Source organism: Neohoeflea coraliihabitans (assembly GCF_019334345.1).
GTDB lineage: Bacteria > Pseudomonadota > Alphaproteobacteria > Rhizobiales > Rhizobiaceae > Pseudohoeflea > Pseudohoeflea coraliihabitans.
In genome coordinates this window covers 806,737-822,376 of the sequence record NZ_JAHWQX010000001.1, presented here as the reverse complement: position 1 = coordinate 822,376, position 15,640 = coordinate 806,737, and the positions used below count along the sequence as shown (strand labels likewise).

At 62.3% G+C, this 15,640-nt stretch carries 15 protein-coding genes; 10 read left to right on the top strand and 5 right to left on the bottom strand.

The genetic code is table 11. The features are described from left to right. The first annotated feature begins 37 nt into the window (after positions 1–37). From KY465_RS03875 to KY465_RS03835, 9 genes are all read left to right on the top strand, one after another. A complete protein-coding gene (locus KY465_RS03875; RefSeq protein WP_428982943.1) occupies positions 38–1,201 on the top strand; it encodes an ABC transporter substrate-binding protein in 1,164 nt (387 codons plus the stop codon). Between the two features lie 76 nt (positions 1,202–1,277). Continuing rightward, the gene (locus tag KY465_RS03870) at positions 1,278–2,192 is read left to right on the top strand and encodes a branched-chain amino acid ABC transporter permease (protein WP_219200082.1); all 915 of its coding nucleotides are present in this window, start codon (positions 1,278–1,280) and stop codon (positions 2,190–2,192) included. Positions 2,193–2,211: 19 nt separating this feature from the next. Continuing rightward, positions 2,212–3,192, top strand: coding sequence for a branched-chain amino acid ABC transporter permease (locus KY465_RS03865; protein WP_219200080.1), 981 nt, complete (start codon positions 2,212–2,214; stop codon positions 3,190–3,192). Beyond that, positions 3,192–3,986, top strand: a complete 795-nt coding sequence (locus KY465_RS03860; RefSeq protein WP_219200078.1) for an ABC transporter ATP-binding protein — start codon at positions 3,192–3,194, stop codon at positions 3,984–3,986. Before KY465_RS03865 ends, KY465_RS03860 begins: the two co-directional genes overlap by 1 nt. Beyond that, complete coding sequence (locus KY465_RS03855; RefSeq protein WP_219200077.1) at positions 3,980–4,681, top strand: ABC transporter ATP-binding protein; 702 nt, start codon at positions 3,980–3,982, stop codon at positions 4,679–4,681. Before KY465_RS03860 ends, KY465_RS03855 begins: the two co-directional genes overlap by 7 nt. A gap of 354 nt (positions 4,682–5,035) precedes the next feature. Further along, the gene (locus KY465_RS03850) at positions 5,036–6,280 is read left to right on the top strand and encodes a glycosyltransferase family 2 protein (RefSeq protein ID WP_219200075.1); all 1,245 of its coding nucleotides are present in this window, start codon (positions 5,036–5,038) and stop codon (positions 6,278–6,280) included. Then, positions 6,277–7,548: an acyl-CoA dehydrogenase family protein gene (locus tag KY465_RS03845; protein ID WP_219200074.1), complete on the top strand. Its 1,272-nt coding sequence runs from the start codon at positions 6,277–6,279 to the stop codon at positions 7,546–7,548. The genes KY465_RS03850 and KY465_RS03845 overlap by 4 nt, the downstream gene beginning before the upstream one ends. After that, positions 7,545–8,306 carry a PIG-L deacetylase family protein gene (locus tag KY465_RS03840; protein ID WP_219200072.1) on the top strand — a complete coding sequence of 254 codons (762 nt, stop codon included), beginning with the start codon at positions 7,545–7,547 and terminating at the stop codon, positions 8,304–8,306. Before KY465_RS03845 ends, KY465_RS03840 begins: the two co-directional genes overlap by 4 nt. Next, positions 8,303–8,905: an SAM-dependent methyltransferase gene (locus KY465_RS03835; RefSeq protein ID WP_219200070.1), complete on the top strand. Its 603-nt coding sequence runs from the start codon at positions 8,303–8,305 to the stop codon at positions 8,903–8,905. Before KY465_RS03840 ends, KY465_RS03835 begins: the two co-directional genes overlap by 4 nt. 4 nt (positions 8,906–8,909) lie before the next feature. On the opposite strand, the gene KY465_RS03830 is transcribed toward KY465_RS03835, so the two are convergent. Further along, positions 8,910–9,953 (bottom strand): DNA topoisomerase IB, encoded by a 1,044-nt coding sequence (locus KY465_RS03830; protein WP_219200068.1) that lies wholly within the window; start codon positions 9,951–9,953, stop codon positions 8,910–8,912. 258 nt (positions 9,954–10,211) lie between these two features. Between KY465_RS03830 and KY465_RS03825 the strand changes: the two genes are divergently transcribed. Then, the gene (locus tag KY465_RS03825; RefSeq protein WP_219200066.1) at positions 10,212–10,592 is read left to right on the top strand and encodes a response regulator; all 381 of its coding nucleotides are present in this window, start codon (positions 10,212–10,214) and stop codon (positions 10,590–10,592) included. Here KY465_RS03825 and KY465_RS03820 read toward each other — a convergent pair. From KY465_RS03820 to KY465_RS03805, 4 genes are all read right to left on the bottom strand, one after another. After that, complete coding sequence (locus KY465_RS03820) at positions 10,549–13,137, bottom strand: HWE histidine kinase domain-containing protein (RefSeq protein ID WP_219200064.1); 2,589 nt, start codon at positions 13,135–13,137, stop codon at positions 10,549–10,551. The genes KY465_RS03825 and KY465_RS03820 overlap by 44 nt on opposite strands. Next, positions 13,127–13,714: a biliverdin-producing heme oxygenase gene (locus KY465_RS03815; RefSeq protein WP_219200062.1), complete on the bottom strand. Its 588-nt coding sequence runs from the start codon at positions 13,712–13,714 to the stop codon at positions 13,127–13,129. Before KY465_RS03815 ends, KY465_RS03820 begins: the two co-directional genes overlap by 11 nt. A 219-nt stretch (positions 13,715–13,933) precedes the next feature. Next, positions 13,934–14,419 carry a MarR family winged helix-turn-helix transcriptional regulator gene (locus KY465_RS03810; RefSeq protein WP_219200060.1) on the bottom strand — a complete coding sequence of 162 codons (486 nt, stop codon included), beginning with the start codon at positions 14,417–14,419 and terminating at the stop codon, positions 13,934–13,936. Positions 14,420–14,542: 123 nt separating this feature from the next. After that, positions 14,543–15,589, bottom strand: a complete 1,047-nt coding sequence (locus tag KY465_RS03805) for an MraY family glycosyltransferase (RefSeq protein ID WP_219200058.1) — start codon at positions 15,587–15,589, stop codon at positions 14,543–14,545. Positions 15,590–15,640 lie beyond the last annotated feature (51 nt).

The window sequence follows — 15,640 nt, the reverse complement described above, 5'->3', positions numbered from 1 at the left end:
CGATGATGCGCCATCCAGAGGAGAGAAGAATATGAATATGAAGATCCCATTTCTCGCAGCCGGACTTTCCGCGCTGTCGGTCATGTCGGCAGGGGCCGCGGACGAGGTGAAGATCGGCATGATCACGACGTTGTCGGGTCCGGCCGGTTATCTCGGCCAAGACATCCGTGACGGTTTCAAACTGGCCATGGAGATGAATGACGGCAAGCTCGGCGGTGTACCGGTGGAACTGATCGTCGAGGACGATGGGCTGAAGCCCGGCAACGGCCGGCAGATTTTCGAGCGCATGCAGAGTGACGAGGGCGTGAAGCTGTTCACCGGCATCGTCTTTTCGAATGTGGCCGGAGCGACCGTGCCGGACATTGTCGACAGCGGATCCTTCTACATCAGCCCGAATGCGGCACCGTCAAACCTTGCGGGCAAGGGCTGCCATGAGAACTATTTCGTGGTTTCGTGGCAGAACGACAGCCTGCATGAGAGTGCCGGGCAATACGCGACCGAACTGGGATACAAGAATGCCTTCGTCCTGGCTCCGAACTACCAAGCGGGCAAGGATGCCATCTCCGGGTTCAAGCGCTTCTTCAAGGGCGAGATTGCCGGCGAAATCTACACGCGTCTCGATCAGACCGACTATGCGGCCGAACTGGCGCAGGTGCGTGCCGCCGAGCCGGATGTCGTGTTCCAGTTTCACCCGGGCGGGCTGGGCATCACCTTTCTTAAACAGTATCAGCAGGCGGGACTTGCCGACAGCATCCCGATGGTTCTGGCCGCGCCTTCTCTCGATGGGGTCATCCTGCAGGCCATCGGCGATTCCGCGGTGGGCCTGACGGTGACCGCGCACTGGAACTCCGACTTCGACAATGAGGCCAACAAGGAGTTCGTGGCCGCCTGGAAGGAAGCCTATGATCGCCCGCTGACCTATTATGCGAGCCAGGGCTATGATGCTGCGCTCGCCTATGCCTCGGCGCTGAAGGCGACCGGCGGCAATATCGATGATGCCGATGCCTTCCGGGAATCATTGCGCAAGGCCGACTTTACTTCCGTGCGCGGCGATTTCTCCTTCGGACCGAACCAGCATCCGGTTCAGAACTGGTATGCGCTGAAAGTGGAGAAGGGCGAAGATGGCACGCCGATGCTGAAAACCATCGGCGAGGTGTTGAGCGGGCATAGCGACGCCTATGCCGCCGAGTGCCAGATGTAAGGCAAGGACCACTCTGCGACGGGCGCGCCATTTTGACGCCCGTCGCATCTGCCTGTTGCGACCGGAATGAGGGGCAATGACGCTTTTTATCGAACAGATGTTGAATGGACTGCAGTTCGGCGTGACGCTGTTTCTGCTGGCTGCAGGACTGACGCTGATTTTCGGCATCATGGGCGTCATCAATCTGGCGCATGGCTCGATCTACATGGTGGGCGCCTATGCCGGCACGGTGGTGGCCACGCAGACCGGCTCGTTCTGGCTCGGCATTCCGGCAGCCCTGGCGGCGGCGGCGCTCGTCGGCGCGGCGATGGAATTCCTCGTCATTCGGCGGCTTTATCAGCGTGATCATCTCGATCAGGTGCTGGCCACCTTCAGCCTGATCCTGATTTTCAATCAGGTGATCACCCTGATTTTCGGACGGCAACCGCTGTTCGTCGCCACGCCGGAATTCCTCTCCGGCTCGATCGAAGTGTTGCCCGGACTTCTCTATCCGGCCTACCGGCTGGCCATCATCGTCGTCGGGCTGGCGGTGGCTCTTGGTCTCTATCTGCTGATCAACAAGACGCGGATCGGCATGCTGGTGCGTGCCGGCTCGACCAATCGCGACATGGTGCGCGCGCTCGGGGTCGATGTGCGCCTGCTTTACACCGTGGTCTTCGGCCTGGGGGCGCTCCTCGCCGGTCTTGCCGGTTTCATGGCCGGACCGATCCTGGCGGTTCAGGTCGGCATGGGCGAGCAGATCCTGATTACGACGTTCGTCGTCGTCGTGGTGGGCGGCGTCGGCTCGATCCGCGGCGCCTTTTTTGCCAGTCTGCTGCTCGGCGTCATCGACACGGCGCTGCGCGCCTATCTGCCGGGTCTGCTGCGGCAGATCATGGTGGGTCCGGAAGCGGACGCGCTCGGCGCCGGCATTTCGTCGATGGGCATCTACCTTTTGATGGCGATCGTTCTTCTCATCAGGCCGAAGGGCCTTTTCATCCCGAAATCCTGATCAAGGCGCTGAACGGCCCATGGCACATTCCTACATGCGACCCGTCCTCCTGATCGCTCTGCTCGTGGCGCTGATCGCCCTGCCGAGCGTTGCCCAGGCAAGCGGCTACAATGCGGTGACTTCGCTGGCGACCCGCGTTCTGATTTATGGAATTGCCGCCGCCAGCCTGAATTTCGTCCTCGGCTATGGCGGCATGGTCAGTTTCGGTCATGCGGCGTTTTTCGGTATCGGCGGGTATGTCGTGGGCATTCTCTATCAGCATTTTGCGCTTGAAGAGCCGCTGCTCGGACTAATCCCCGGGACCAACCAGATGCTGATTACGCTGCCGGCGGCGCTTCTGGTCTCCGGCATTCTCGCCGCGGCAATCGGCGCCCTGTCGCTGCGCACGGGCGGTGTGCAATTCATCATGATCACGCTGGCGCTGGCGCAGATGCTGTTCTTCCTGTTCGTTTCGCTGAAAACCTATGGTGGTGACGACGGGCTGATCATCCGCCGGACCAATGAACTGCCCGGTCTGAACATGCGTGACAAACATACGATCTACTATGTCTGCCTGGCGGTCACGGTGGCGTTCTTCGCTCTCTTATACCGGCTGGTCCATTCCCGCTTCGCGCAAATTCTTGTCGGGCTACGGCAAAGCGAGCGGCGCATGGCGGCCATCGGATTATCGCCGTACCGCTACAAGCTGGTTGCCTTCATCATCTCGGGGATGGGGTGCGGTCTGGCCGGGGCGCTGATGGCGAATTTCCTGCGCTATGCCAGCCCCGACATGCTGCACTGGACGAAATCCGGCGAGTTCATGGTGATGGTCATTCTGGGCGGCGTCGGCACGCTGTTCGGGCCGTTTATCGGCGCGGCGGTGTTCATCGTGCTTGAATCGCTGCTGGCCTCGTGGACTGAGCACTGGCAGCTCGGCCTCGGCCTGATCCTGTTGCTGGTCGTGCTTTATACGCAAGGCGGCGTGCAGGCGGTGTTCTCGCGCCTGCCGGGGAGGCGCTGATGAGTGCAGTTGCAGAAAAAGCGCCGGAACAGGCGGCGGCAACGCCGAGCCTTGCCGTGCGCGGCCTGGTCAAGTCTTTCGGCGGCCTGATTGCTTCCGACCATATCGACCTGACGGTGCGCCCCGGCGAGATCCATGCATTGATCGGTCCCAACGGAGCCGGAAAGACGACGCTGATCTCGCAGTTGATGGGCGAATTGACGCCGGATGCCGGCACGATCGAGGTGGAGGGGCAGTCGATCGATGCCCTGTCGACCGCCAGCCGGGTGGAAAGAGGGCTGGCGCGCACGTTCCAGATCACCTGCCTGCTGCCCGACTACACGGTGCGGGACAATGTTGCTGTGGCCGTACAGGTGCGGCAGGGGCACAGTTTCAGGTTCTGGAAACCGGTTGCGAAGGATGAGGCCCTGCGTCGGCAGGCGGAGACCTATCTGGCAGCGACCGGGCTTGCGGAGCGCGCTGACGAACTGGTCGCCAATCTGTCGCACGGCGAGCAAAAGCAGCTGGAGCTTGCGGTGGCGCTGGCGACCGAGCCGCGGCTGCTGCTGCTTGATGAGCCGATGGCCGGGCTTGGCCATGCCGAGAGCCTGCAGATGATCGAGATGTTGCGCGGCTTGAAGAACCAGGTCTCGATGCTTCTCGTTGAACACGACATGGATGCGGTCTTTGCCCTGGCGGATCGGATCTCGGTGCTGGTCTATGGCCGCATCATCGCTTCGGGGACCGTCGATGAGATCCGGGATGATCCCGATGTCCGCACGGCCTATCTCGGCGAGGGAGATGCGGGATGCTGAAGGTCAGCGGGTTGCAGACGGCCTACGGGCGGAGCCAGGTGCTGTTCGACGTCGAACTGACGATCGGCGAGGGCGAGGTGGTGACGCTGCTTGGCCGCAACGGCATGGGAAAGACGACGACGGTCAAATCGATCATGGGCCTCTTGAAGCCGCTTGCCGGCGAGATCCTGTTTTGCGGGCAGAACGTGCGCGGTGCCACCCCGGAATCCGTGGCGCGCCGCGGCGTTGGACTTGTGCCGGAAGGCCGGCAGGTGTTCCCGACACTGACGGTGCGGGAGAACCTGGTGGCAACGGCCGCCAACCGTCTGGGGCGCAGCGACGCCTGGACGTTGGAACGGGTGTATGAGCTTTTTCCGCGGCTCAGCGAGCGGGTAGACCAATCCGCAGCCACGCTGTCCGGCGGTGAACAGCAGATGCTGGTTCTCGGGCGAGCGTTGATGACCAATCCGAAACTGTTGATTCTCGACGAGGCGACCGAGGGCCTAGCGCCGGTCATTCGCCGCGAGATCTGGGGATGCATCGAAGCGCTCAAGGGCGAGGGGCAGTCGATTCTGCTGATCGACAAGAATCTCAGCGTTCTCAAGCGGCTCGCCGACCGGCACTACATTGTCGAGAAAGGTCGCACCGTCTGGTCGGGGGACAGTGCTGCGCTCGATCGCGATTCCGAACTGGTGCACGGCTATATCGGGCTCTAGAGTCTGCAGAAGTCCGTTGCGCCCCGCATGGTGGCCCCAAGGCCCTGCGCAATGCCTGTGCTGATCTGCGCTGCGGAGACCATGCGCGCAACGCCGCAGGCGAGAGTGTTTGTCCGCTGAGCGGACCAATGCATGGAACGCCAGGGGCTGTCCGGCGTTCTGACTTCAATCGAGCAATCGGCTGACACCAAGGCGCCCCGTCCGGCAGAGGGCGGGCGGTACCGACATTCCGGTCTGGCATGCCTTGCTGAATAAAGGTGAGGTTATGACATTTAGGGGTGGCTCGAGTTCTACGGCACTGTTCGGGCGCCAATACCCCCCACCGCTATGGCACGCTGGAGGCCAGGGATTGTCATGACGATGGCCCTTGTCGCGACGGATCACCTGCGGCTTCGCCCCGACCCGCTCGCACGGCTGGGAGACGAGGTGGCGGCTGCCGGCTCCGTCGCGGAGCTGCATCAGATGCACACCAGCTGCGACCAGGCGGCCTGGCAGGCGGCGGTGGCCATTCCGGCACGCAACGAGGCCAATCACATTCTGGCGTGTCTCTCTGCCGTCGGGAACAGCATTCGCAAGGCCCGCCGCCCTATCGGCGTGGTGCTTGTCGTCAACAACTCAACTGATCTGACAGCGGCGCGCGCGATCGATTGGCTCGGTCGCTCCGGTTTGCCGTACCGTCTCGTCGAGGTGACGATGAAGCCGGATCAGAAGGGCGCCGGACCACCACGCCGGCTGGCGCTTGATCTTGCCCTCGGTCAGACCCGGCAAGACGCCGCGCTCTTTTCAACGGATGCCGACAGCGTCGTCGATTGCGATTGGATCCGCGAAGGGCTGCGGGAAATTGCTTGGCGCGCCGATGTGGTTTGCGGCGCCATCGGCCCGCCTGACAATGGCGCGGGCCTGCCCGCTGGCCTGGCTGAAAAATGCGCGCCGGAACTGGCTTATCGCCCGCTGACACTCGAAGTTTCGCGGCTGCTTGACCGCCGGGAACATGATCCGCGGCCGGCGCATGACTTCGTCGGGGGCGCCAATCTGATTTTTCGCCGTCAGGCATACGAGGCGGTCGGCGGATTGCCGCCGCTGGCCTGCAGCGAGGATCGCGCCTTCGTGCGTGCCGCCGAACGTCACGATTGCAAGGTGGTGTTTTCAGCGGCCCCCCGGGTCGCAACCTCGCAACGCCTTTTCGGGCGGGCCAGAGGCGGAATGGCCGACACGCTGCGGGAGCGAATCCACAATTGTGATCCGATCTGCGACCAGGATCTTGAACCGGCGGAAACCGCCATCAGGCGATTGTGGGCGCGGGGCCGGCTGCGGCGCAGTGCAAATGCCTCGGTCGCCAGCACTGTCCTGCCTGCCCTGGGGATCGACCCGCAGGCGGTTGGTCGCCTCGATCGGGAGCCATTCGGTGCGTTCTGGCATCGGGTCGAGACGTTGAGCCCGCGTCTGCAGCGCACGCGCCTGACGATGCGGACGGTGGCGCGTGAACTTTTCGTGCTGCAGCGGTTGGAGATGCGGCTGCGCTCTGCCGGCGCCAGATTGGTTACCGCGGACATGCTTGAGGACATGATTCTCACCTGCCGCACCGGAGCAAGCCGATGAAGGGCCATCACACGGCGGATATGGCCGATGAGCAAAAGCCGGGTGCGCAGAACGCTGACGTCGCGTCGAAGGGCCGGTCCACTCGGTGTGAAGAGGATTGCGCGACTGGGGCGGGTCCGGCCCAGCGGGTGCCGGATACTCTTGCTGCGGCGCTTGAAGCCGTAGCAGCACGCGCCGGCGCAGCTGATGCGGGAGAGGCGACGCTGGAGGCCGATGTCAAGTTGCTGCTGGCAGCGGGCGGTGCTCAGCTGGCGATCATCTATGGCGGACTGATGTCCGCGCATACCGATAAGCGAACGGTACCAGTTTCCAAGGGCGCCGAAGATGCAGCGCCAAAGGCGAATATCGACGCCGTGTTCGACTTCCTGCGCCAGGTCGGGCGCGCCAATCTCTCGCTCGGACGTCTGCTTGAGGGGCATTTCAACGCGGTGCGGCTGATCGGGCTCTATGGCACTGCAGCGCAGCGCGCCAGTGCTTTTCTCGCGGCGCAGCGGCATGGTCTGTTCGGTGTCTGGGGGGCCGATGCGGCGGCACCGGTTCGGCTGGTGAGGACGGCAGCGGACTCCTATCGCCTGACGGGAGGCAAGCGCTTCGCTTCCGGCCTCGGCAGTGTCGGGTGCGCCGTGGTGACGGCGCGTGACGAGGACGAGGCATTGCAGTTGCTGATGATCGATGTGGACGATGCCGACCGCGGTGATCCTTCGGCATGGCAGACCGACGGAATGCGCGCCACGCTGTCTGGAGACTACGATTTCACGGGGCTGTCCATAACTGAAGATGCGCTGCTCGGTCCTCCCGGAGCCTATCTGCAGGAACCGCATTTTGAAGGGGGTGTGTGGCGCTATGTGGCCGTGCAACTCGGCGGGCTTGAGGCGCTGTGCGAGGCAGCTCGTCAGCATGTGCGAGTAAAGCCGGGGCTGGCGGGCAGCGTTCTGAACCAGGCGCGCGTCGCACAGATCGCTATCGCATGCGAAAACGCCCGCCTGTGGTCGCGGCAGGCTGCGCAGCTGGTGGAGCGGGCAGATGCCGGCGAGGCGGCGGTCGCATACGGGCTGCTTGCGCGTGAAAGCTTCGAGCAGAATGCCGTCCAGGCCATGGCGATTGCCGACAGGCTGACGGGAACTGCATCGCATTTCTCGGGCCATCCGATCGAACGGATCCGGCGTGATCTGGGTTTTTTCCTTCGCCAGGCGAATCTCGACGGCAAGCTCGAAAAGGCGGCACGGCACGTCATCGAAACGCCAACCGCCATGGGAGAGCAATGGTGAAGTGCGAAGGCGCATTGCTGGATGCGGCACAAGCTGCGCGTCATGCCGGCATCGCCGAATTGACGGGCCGCGGCGGCGTCTTGGTCCTGGCGCCGCATCCCGATGATGAAACTCTCGGCTGTGGCGCGGCGATTGCCGCGGCCCGGGCGTCAGGCCGCACTGTAACGGTGGTGGTCGTCACGGATGGCTCCCGGTCGCACCGGGCTTCGCGCCGATGGCCGGCCAAACGCCTGGCAGCCGAGCGGTACCGCGAGGCATGCCGAGCGCTCGCGGTGCTGACCGATGGCAGTGGCGAATTGGTGTGGCTGGGCTTTGAAGATACGCAGGCGCCGACCAGGGCACAGGCCCGCGCCGAGGTGGCCGGGCAACTGGCTGATCTGGTCCGGCGGAGGCATATCACCGCACTCTGGAGCAGCTGGGGCAAAGATCCGCATTGCGATCATGCGGCGACGGCGCAGATCGCTGCAGCGCTGCACCGTCACTGTCCCCAACTCCTGTGGTTCAGCTATCCGATCTGGGGACGTTTCGACACCGAGATCGACAGTGGCAGCTTGCCCGAGAGAACACGATTGCGGCTCTTCGACAGCACCTGCCACAAGCTGCGCAAGTCCGAAGCGCTGTCTCAGCATCGAACGCAAATGAGCGACCTGATCGATGACGACCCGGATGGCTTCGTGATGGAACGGGAGATGCAGGCGCATTTCATCGGAACGCCCGAGATCTTCATACGCGAATTCAGCGATGCGACGCGCCCATGAGAAACCGGCGGGAGCATCTGGCACGTCTTTACCAGACAAGCGACGATCCGTGGAATCTCGGAGAGAGTTCGTATGAGCAGGAAAAATATGCGGCAACACTTGCCGCCTTGTCGGGGCGGCGGTTTGACCTTGGAATCGAAATCGGCTGTTCGGTCGGTGTTCTTTCGGAAGCGCTGGCAGAGCGCTGCAGCCAGTTCGTGGCTGTCGATCTCAATCCGCGGGCCGTGGAACTCGCATCCAGCCGACTTTCCCGCTTTCCTCATGCCAGCGTGCGTTGTGCGGAAGTTCCGGCTGAATGGCCGGCCGGGGCCTATGATCTGATCGTGCTCTCCGAGATCCTGTATTTTCTCAGCGAGGAAGAGATCGCGGCGCTGGCAGGCCGGGTGACAAACGATCTCAAGCCCGGCGGCCTGTGCGTGGTGGTGGTCTGGCTGGGGGATACCGGAGCCGGGCAATTGAGCGGCGGTGCGGCGCTGGATCACTTTCGCAGCATGTTGATGCGGGAGGCGACGATACTGAACCAGATGCAGAGGGTGGACACGTCCTATGCGCTGCACGCTTTCGGTCTTTTGGCGCGGAGCGATATGACCGGCGGCTAGGTCGCTAGGTGTCGAACTCGTCCAGGAAGCGGGCGAGCGCGGTTTCCTCGCGCGACAGCTCTGCCCGGCGGCGTCCCCGTATAAGCCGTTCGGACAGTTGCCCCTTCTCCCACCGCTCGAGGATACTGCGATGAATATAGCTGTTCTTCGCCATGGCGGGTGTGTTGCCGAGCCGGGCGGCGACCTGGCGCGCAACATCCATGATCTGCCGCTGGCGGGCGCGCTGGCTGGCTGGCGGCGCAATTGGTGCCAGTTCGGCAAGAGCCTGGGACGAGGCAGCAAAGGTGCGGAAGTCCTTGGCGCTGACGGCGGCGCCACCGGCGGCACGCAGATAGGCGTTGAGCTGGCCGGCAGTCAGGCGAAAGCGATCGCCATCGAGCGTGACGTCAAACAGATAACGGCCGGGCAAGTCGGCGAGCTTGTGCAGGATGCGTGCCAGCGTGTTGTCATCGATCTGGCGTTCGGCCTCCTTTCCACCCTTGGCACGAAAGCTCAGGGCGACGCTGCGGCCCGGTCCCTCATCAATATCGGAGGTGAGCAATGTCGTGGCTCCGCGGGTGCCGGTCTGCTCGTTATGCACCCAAGAGCCGACCCGGATATTGGTTTCATCAATCAGACGGATCGCCGCTGCACACATGAAATCCGGTGACAGCGTGCGGGCGCGCAGATCGCGGCGCACCGTCCGGCGGATGCCCGGCAAGGCGCTGGCGAAACGCTTCAGTCGTTCGAATTTGAGGGTTTCGCGAATGTCGCTCCAACGCGGGTGATAGAGATATTGCAGCCGGTCGGTGGGACTCTTGCCCAGCGCCTGCAAATGTAGCTCGGGCAGCGGTGCGATGCGCACTTGCGACCAGGCCGGCGGGATCGCCAACTGAGCAATACGAGCAATGTCGCGCTCGCGCCGCAGCAGTTGCTGCCCATGGTGATAGGAGAAGCCTTTTCCGCGCCGCCGTCGTTCGATGGTCAGATCTTCGAGCGCTCCCCGTACCAGCCCGAAACGGCGGATGAGTTCGTCCTGCAGGTCGGCATCGATAGGGCGTTGTGGCATAGGGTCCTTTTCCGCATCCTCACCCGGTCATCCCACCGTCGCCGGAGCGCGTCAGATCTGATCAGGTCTTAACCGGTAAAGGGGTCTCGGGGTTCCCAGGGGGCCGTCCCGGCTTCTGCCCATTTCCCTTTCAGATGCACGAAGAGCGAAATTTACCGGTTGCTAACCACGATCCTGCAAACTGCCACTCTGAAGGCCGGAAATGCGGCCATTGGCGCAACCTAATCGGAAGCGGTCCGTTACCCGAGCATGATCAACATGACCCAAAAACAGACAGTATTGCTGGTCGAAGACGACCCGATCATCGCTCTGGATGCCCTCGAAAGCATCGAGGAGCAGGGATTCAAATGTCTCGTGGCGCATGATCCGCGCACCGCGCTGGCCGTCCTGGCTGCGTCGTGGATTGATTGTGCGCTGCTGGATTTCGATCTCGGCGGCGAAACCAGCGTGCCAGTTGCTGACGTACTCAGCCAGTGCGGGCGGCCCTTTGCCGTGGTTTCAGGCCGGGATCACGCCGAATTGATCAACCGCATACCGACGGCGGCACGCATTTACGGCAAGCCGGTCGATTATGGCAAACTGGCGCGCGAGCTCGTCAATCAGACTGCGGCGGGCGCGATGGCGCGGAGCCTGGCATAACCGAACGGATGCTGCGCACGATGGCTTCCCGATCATAAGGTTTGCTGAGTATCGGCGTTTCGGCCAGGGAAGCCGGAAGGCTGGTCGCATCGCCATATCCGGAAGCGAAGACAAAGGGGATTCCGCGCTCAAGCAACGCTTCAGCAACCGGAAAGCTCGTCTCCGAGCCTAGATTGATGTCGAGCATGGCGCAGTCGACGCCTTCATCGACCGCCGCCAGTGCCGAAGCGACCTCGCCACAAACCGTGACCTTCTTGATCCCGAGGTCGGTGAGCACTTCCTCGACATCCAGTGCAATGATGAGATTGTCTTCAAGCAGCAAGAGACGATCAGGCATTTCGAGCGCAAGCGCTGCGTCGGACGGCTCGGCCAAGCTCTTGGTCTCGGGCGCCGCTTTTGGCGTGCCTTTGATATGCGGCGCCGGTATCCAGAACCGCGCCACCACGCCCTCCATACGGTACTCGACGTCGGCGGTGCCGTTGAGCTCATAGGGAATCGATCTTTCGATGATCGTTGTGCCGAAGCCGCGCCGTGTCGGCGCCTTGACGACCGGTCCGCCCTTCTCCGACCAGTGGATGTCCAGAGATTGATCACTGCGTCTGGTGAGATGCACCACAACCGTACCGCGGCGGTCGGACAGGGAGCCATATTTCGCCGAATTGGTCATCAGTTCGTGTATGACCAGCGCCAGGTTGGAATAGGCCGCCGGGGCCAACATGACGTCGTCGCCATTGATCAGCAGACGGTCGGCCCGGTCGAGCAGATATCCCTCGGATTCAGTCTCAATCAGACGTTTTAGTGGTGCCGGCGACCAGTTCTCGCGGGTGATCTGGTCATGGGCCCGCGACAGGGCCTGAATTCGCGCTTCAAGCACGCGGGCAAATTCGGCGGTATCGATTTGGCCGGGACTGGTCTGGGCGATCAGGCTGCGCACCAGATTGAGGATGTTGCGCACCCGGTGATTCAACTCGGCAATCAGCAGTTCCTGTTTCTCGCTCGCACGCCGGCGTTCTTCCGCAGCTTCGTCGGCCAGCCGCAGGACAACCTCCAATACGGTGATGCGAAACTGCTCGGCTGCGCGAATCTGCGAGGGCGACCACTCCTCACTCTGTCCCTTTACGGTGGTCTTGTAGACCTCGAAACTGGCACGCGGTGTCAGCCGCGCTCCATTGGGGCCGCTGGCGATGACCGGCTTTTCCGGATTGCCGGCCCATGAGATCGTCTTCTTGATCTCGCGGCGAAAGAACAGGATGTAATCCCGCGGCGATTTCGAAATCGGAATAGCGAGCATGCCGGCGCCGCGTTCGGCGAAAGTTTCGGCCTCAGGGACAAGCGATTGCAGCTCCGAGGTCGCATGCACGCGGCTTGATGGCAGTGTGTTCAAGCGTTTGGCGATCAGCCGCAAAGCTTCGGAATCGGGAGTTGTACCGGTGGTCTCGACATGGCCGGCGGTGATCACGGCAAGACCATCCGCAGACATGATCTTCAACGCATACTCGGCGCGCGCAATGATCATCTCGTTGACGCCGGCACGCGAGGCTGCCGAGCGCGAGACCGCGCTCAGCAGGTCGGCGGCTTCCTCCTGGAAGCGGTTGTCTTCCTGCGCGAGCCGCCCTTCGATCAGCAGAGAGAGCATCTGTCCGAACAGCAACACGGCATTGCGCTGGGCCTGGGGGAGCGCCCGGGCATCGGCGTTGTGCAATGCCAGCAGTCCCCACAATTTGCCGTTGATGAGCAGCGACACAGACATGGAGGCGCCCACCCCCATGTTGCGCAGATATTCAAGATGCATTGGCGAGACGCTGCGCAACACCGCATTTGACAGATCCAGCATCTGATCCGGGCGGCTGGCAACGGGGAGGATCCGGTAACCATCCTCGGATACATCGGCGATCGAACGCACGGGATTGCGGACATACAATTCGCGCGCCTGCGCGGGGATGTCGCTGGCCGGATAACGCAGGCCGAGGAAAGGGTCGAGACCAGCCACGGCTGCCTCGGCGACGACTTCGCCGCTCAAATCGGGCCGGAAGACATAGGCCATGACCCGGTCGAAGCCCGATATGGCCGCCGCAAAGCGCACGGAAAATTTCAGAACTGCATCGATGGTCGGCAGCCGGGACATGCGGGTGATGGCCTGCTGGACGTCGGAAATGTGACGGGTGATGTCATCGCGCTTGTCGTTCGGCTCGAACTCCAGAATGATCGTGTCGTTCGAAACGTGAATGCTGACGTCATAGACAGCATTTTCGACGACCAGCGACTGAACGATTTCCGGATGACCACCCGGGCGCACATGTTGAAGCCGATTGCGCAAAGCGTGAATGGCATCCGGGGTCAAAAGCCGCGTTGCCGGCTCGCCGAGCAGAGCTTGCGGCTCCAGACCGGTAAATGCTCCGGCGTTCTCTGAGACATGCGAGATGATCCAATCCGCCGACAAGCCGATCAGAAAGCCGAATCCCTGCACCCTGCCAAGACGATGGATCGGTTCGCGGTCGCAATTGGTCAGATCGACCTGAAATGAATGCGGGTCTTCACCAACCATGCGCGAGCTGCCTTTCGTGGGCTGTCAGATAGGCCGAAAAAACAGCCAGTGCCGCATCGGCCATCTCGGCGCGATCCGTTGCCGACCACTCCTGCGCTTCGAGCCAGGCCAGATAGGACGACCAATAATTCTGCCTGTCGCCATGGGCAAGGAAGGCAGTCGGGAAGTCGCACTTCGGTTCATGGCGAAAGAGCCACGAAGCAATGATCTTGCTTCCGAGGCGGGAGCCTTCCAGAACATATAATAGGCCGGCGACGGCTGACCGCGAATGTAAAAAAGACACCTCGGCGGCGATTATCTCATCGCCCGCCATGGCACGCCGGTCGTGCAGCAATGCATCGGTGCGCAGACGGTTTTTCAGATCGGGCAGGTCATCGGCATGACCGCTGGCGCAGATATGGGCTTCCGCGGCAGGAACGATGGACGCATGGACGTTGAGGAAATGCAGATAACCGACGGGCGTAACGATCTGCTGACGCGGGAAAATGCGGTCCACTGCAGCATGCGCGGCACGTGTTTCCTGCCGAAGATGGTTGCGAATGCACTGCGTATCGGCACCTGACAAAATCTGAAACATACTCGGCGGCTCGTTTCTAACGCGATCCGGCGCCGGCCGCGATCTGGTGGGTGCTGTATGAAACGGCCTATCTGCACAAACGGGTGGGGCGCGCTGCATACCCTTGGTGCATCAGCTTTACTCGTTTCAATCTGCAAAATCCATGGTTGGCCGCCGCTGCGCTGTCCGGCAGACCGGCAAACGCCGGGTTTTCTTTGCCAGCCGGCCTGGCGCGCTCGTCTATCCGGCAGTGCCTTCCCGGTAGGCGCGCAACTCGGCATAGAGGTAAGTGTCAAACCGTTCGAGCGCTGCAGCGAACAGGGTAACATCGTGCTCGGGCCAGTCAGCGAGCAGTTCATCGAGGCGCTGAATGCGGCTCTTGCGCATATCTTCGACCAGTTCCGCGCCTTTTTCGGTGCGTTCAACCAACGCGCTGCGCCGGTCGAGTTCATTGACCCGGCGCACGACGAGGCCGCGCTCCTCCATGGCGGTCACCTGACGCGTGACGGTGGTCGCGTCGAGGGCAAGAACCTCCGACAGGTCACCGATGCGGATCAGGCCCTTTTCCAGGTGGCGCAGCATCAGATAGTGCGCGCGGTCGAGGGGATCATCGCGTTGGCGCGCCAGCGCTTCAAGCAGACGGACCATCCGCGTGAGCCCGTATTCTACCCGGGAAATGTCTTCTGGCCGGCCTCCGGCGCTCGTCTTGTCATCACTATCGCGCATGAGTTGTCCCTGGAAATTGCTGAGCTGTCTTCAAAAAACGAATCCTGAACCAGAGAATAGCGCACACAGCCCGTTTGTCGCGGAAGAAAAGCGCCGAGCCGGGTTGCCGCAGCCTGTCACTGTTCAACGCACCTTCAACAGCATCGAGACCAGGGCCAAGGTGATGGCCATATGCACCATCGCAAAGCGCGCGAGAACCTGACTGTTCGACCACTGATAATTCTTGCGCACATGGTCGTGCAACGGGAAGCGGATGTCGGAGAACAGGCGAAGCTTGAAGAAGCGAAGCATGGCGACCTTGAACAGTCCGGTGGCCCCATTGGCGAGGATCAGACCGGCACACACGATGATCAGGAAGGGGTTGCCGCTGACCATGACGAGTATACCGATGAGCAGACCGATCGGTCGCGACCCGGCGTCGCCCATCATGACGCTGCTGGGTGGAACATTGTACCATAAATAGCCGGCGAGGCAGCCGCAGGCGATCGACGAGAGGATGGCCCATTTGTAGCCGTTGCCGTCGAAGGGGAGCAGGAGATAGCGGGCCATCTCGATGTTGCCGACGGCGATGTAGAACAGCAGTCCGAGTACCGCTATAGAAATCAGCGCCAGGGTGCCGGACAGTCCGTCGACGCCATCGCTGCAGTTGAGCGCATTGATCGAAAACCAGATGACGACGACCGCCACGGGGATATGCAGCCAGGCCGGGACCTCGAAGATCTCGGCGGTGAACGGAAGCCAGGCGCGGGCCGGCTCGAACCCGAAGATCAGCAGCGCGGCAGCACAGGCCAGCAGAAAGTCGCAGGCGCCAAGCGTCAGTTCGCTGAGGCCGCCTGACTTGTCGTCAATGTAACCGAGGGCGGATGCGGCGGCGAGGAGCAGGAGCGAGCCGTAGATGCGGACATCGGCCGGCACAAAGATGATCGCACACACAATGATGATGGCGATCATGATGATGCCGGCGGACATGGGCTTGCCAACACTTGCCGCCGAGCCAACAGCATGGGCGCGGCCCTGGTCGGTCGGCAGATATTTCCACAAGAGCGGCAACAGCACCATGGCGGACATCGCCGCAACGAGAGCGCCCATCGCAGCAAGCAGGAACGACGAGTTGAGGAGTCTCATCGGTCCCCAGACGGGGGTGAGAAGCTCGGCGATTTCGCTGATCATTGCAGGCCGTCTCTGTTTCCAACGGCAGTGCTCTTACTCGCTGCGCGCTTG

Bases quoted from the DNA above. Each gene is read 5' to 3' on its own strand.
- KY465_RS03875 (WP_428982943.1), top strand. From the start codon at position 38: ATGAAGATCCCATTTCTCGCAGCCGGACTTTCCGCGCTGTCGGTCATG.
- KY465_RS03870 (WP_219200082.1), top strand. From the start codon at position 1,278: ATGACGCTTTTTATCGAACAGATGTTGAATGGACTGCAGTTCGGCGTG.
- KY465_RS03865 (WP_219200080.1), top strand. From the start codon at position 2,212: ATGGCACATTCCTACATGCGACCCGTCCTCCTGATCGCTCTGCTCGTG.
- KY465_RS03860 (WP_219200078.1), top strand. From the start codon at position 3,192: ATGAGTGCAGTTGCAGAAAAAGCGCCGGAACAGGCGGCGGCAACGCCG.
- KY465_RS03855 (WP_219200077.1), top strand. From the start codon at position 3,980: ATGCTGAAGGTCAGCGGGTTGCAGACGGCCTACGGGCGGAGCCAGGTG.
- KY465_RS03850 (WP_219200075.1), top strand. From the start codon at position 5,036: ATGACGATGGCCCTTGTCGCGACGGATCACCTGCGGCTTCGCCCCGAC.
- KY465_RS03845 (WP_219200074.1), top strand. From the start codon at position 6,277: ATGAAGGGCCATCACACGGCGGATATGGCCGATGAGCAAAAGCCGGGT.
- KY465_RS03835 (WP_219200070.1), top strand. From the start codon at position 8,303: ATGAGAAACCGGCGGGAGCATCTGGCACGTCTTTACCAGACAAGCGAC.
- KY465_RS03830 (WP_219200068.1), bottom strand. From the start codon at position 9,953: ATGCCACAACGCCCTATCGATGCCGACCTGCAGGACGAACTCATCCGC.
- KY465_RS03825 (WP_219200066.1), top strand. From the start codon at position 10,212: ATGACCCAAAAACAGACAGTATTGCTGGTCGAAGACGACCCGATCATC.
- KY465_RS03820 (WP_219200064.1), bottom strand. From the start codon at position 13,137: ATGGTTGGTGAAGACCCGCATTCATTTCAGGTCGATCTGACCAATTGC.
- KY465_RS03815 (WP_219200062.1), bottom strand. From the start codon at position 13,714: ATGTTTCAGATTTTGTCAGGTGCCGATACGCAGTGCATTCGCAACCAT.
- KY465_RS03810 (WP_219200060.1), bottom strand. From the start codon at position 14,419: ATGCGCGATAGTGATGACAAGACGAGCGCCGGAGGCCGGCCAGAAGAC.
- KY465_RS03805 (WP_219200058.1), bottom strand. From the start codon at position 15,589: ATGATCAGCGAAATCGCCGAGCTTCTCACCCCCGTCTGGGGACCGATG.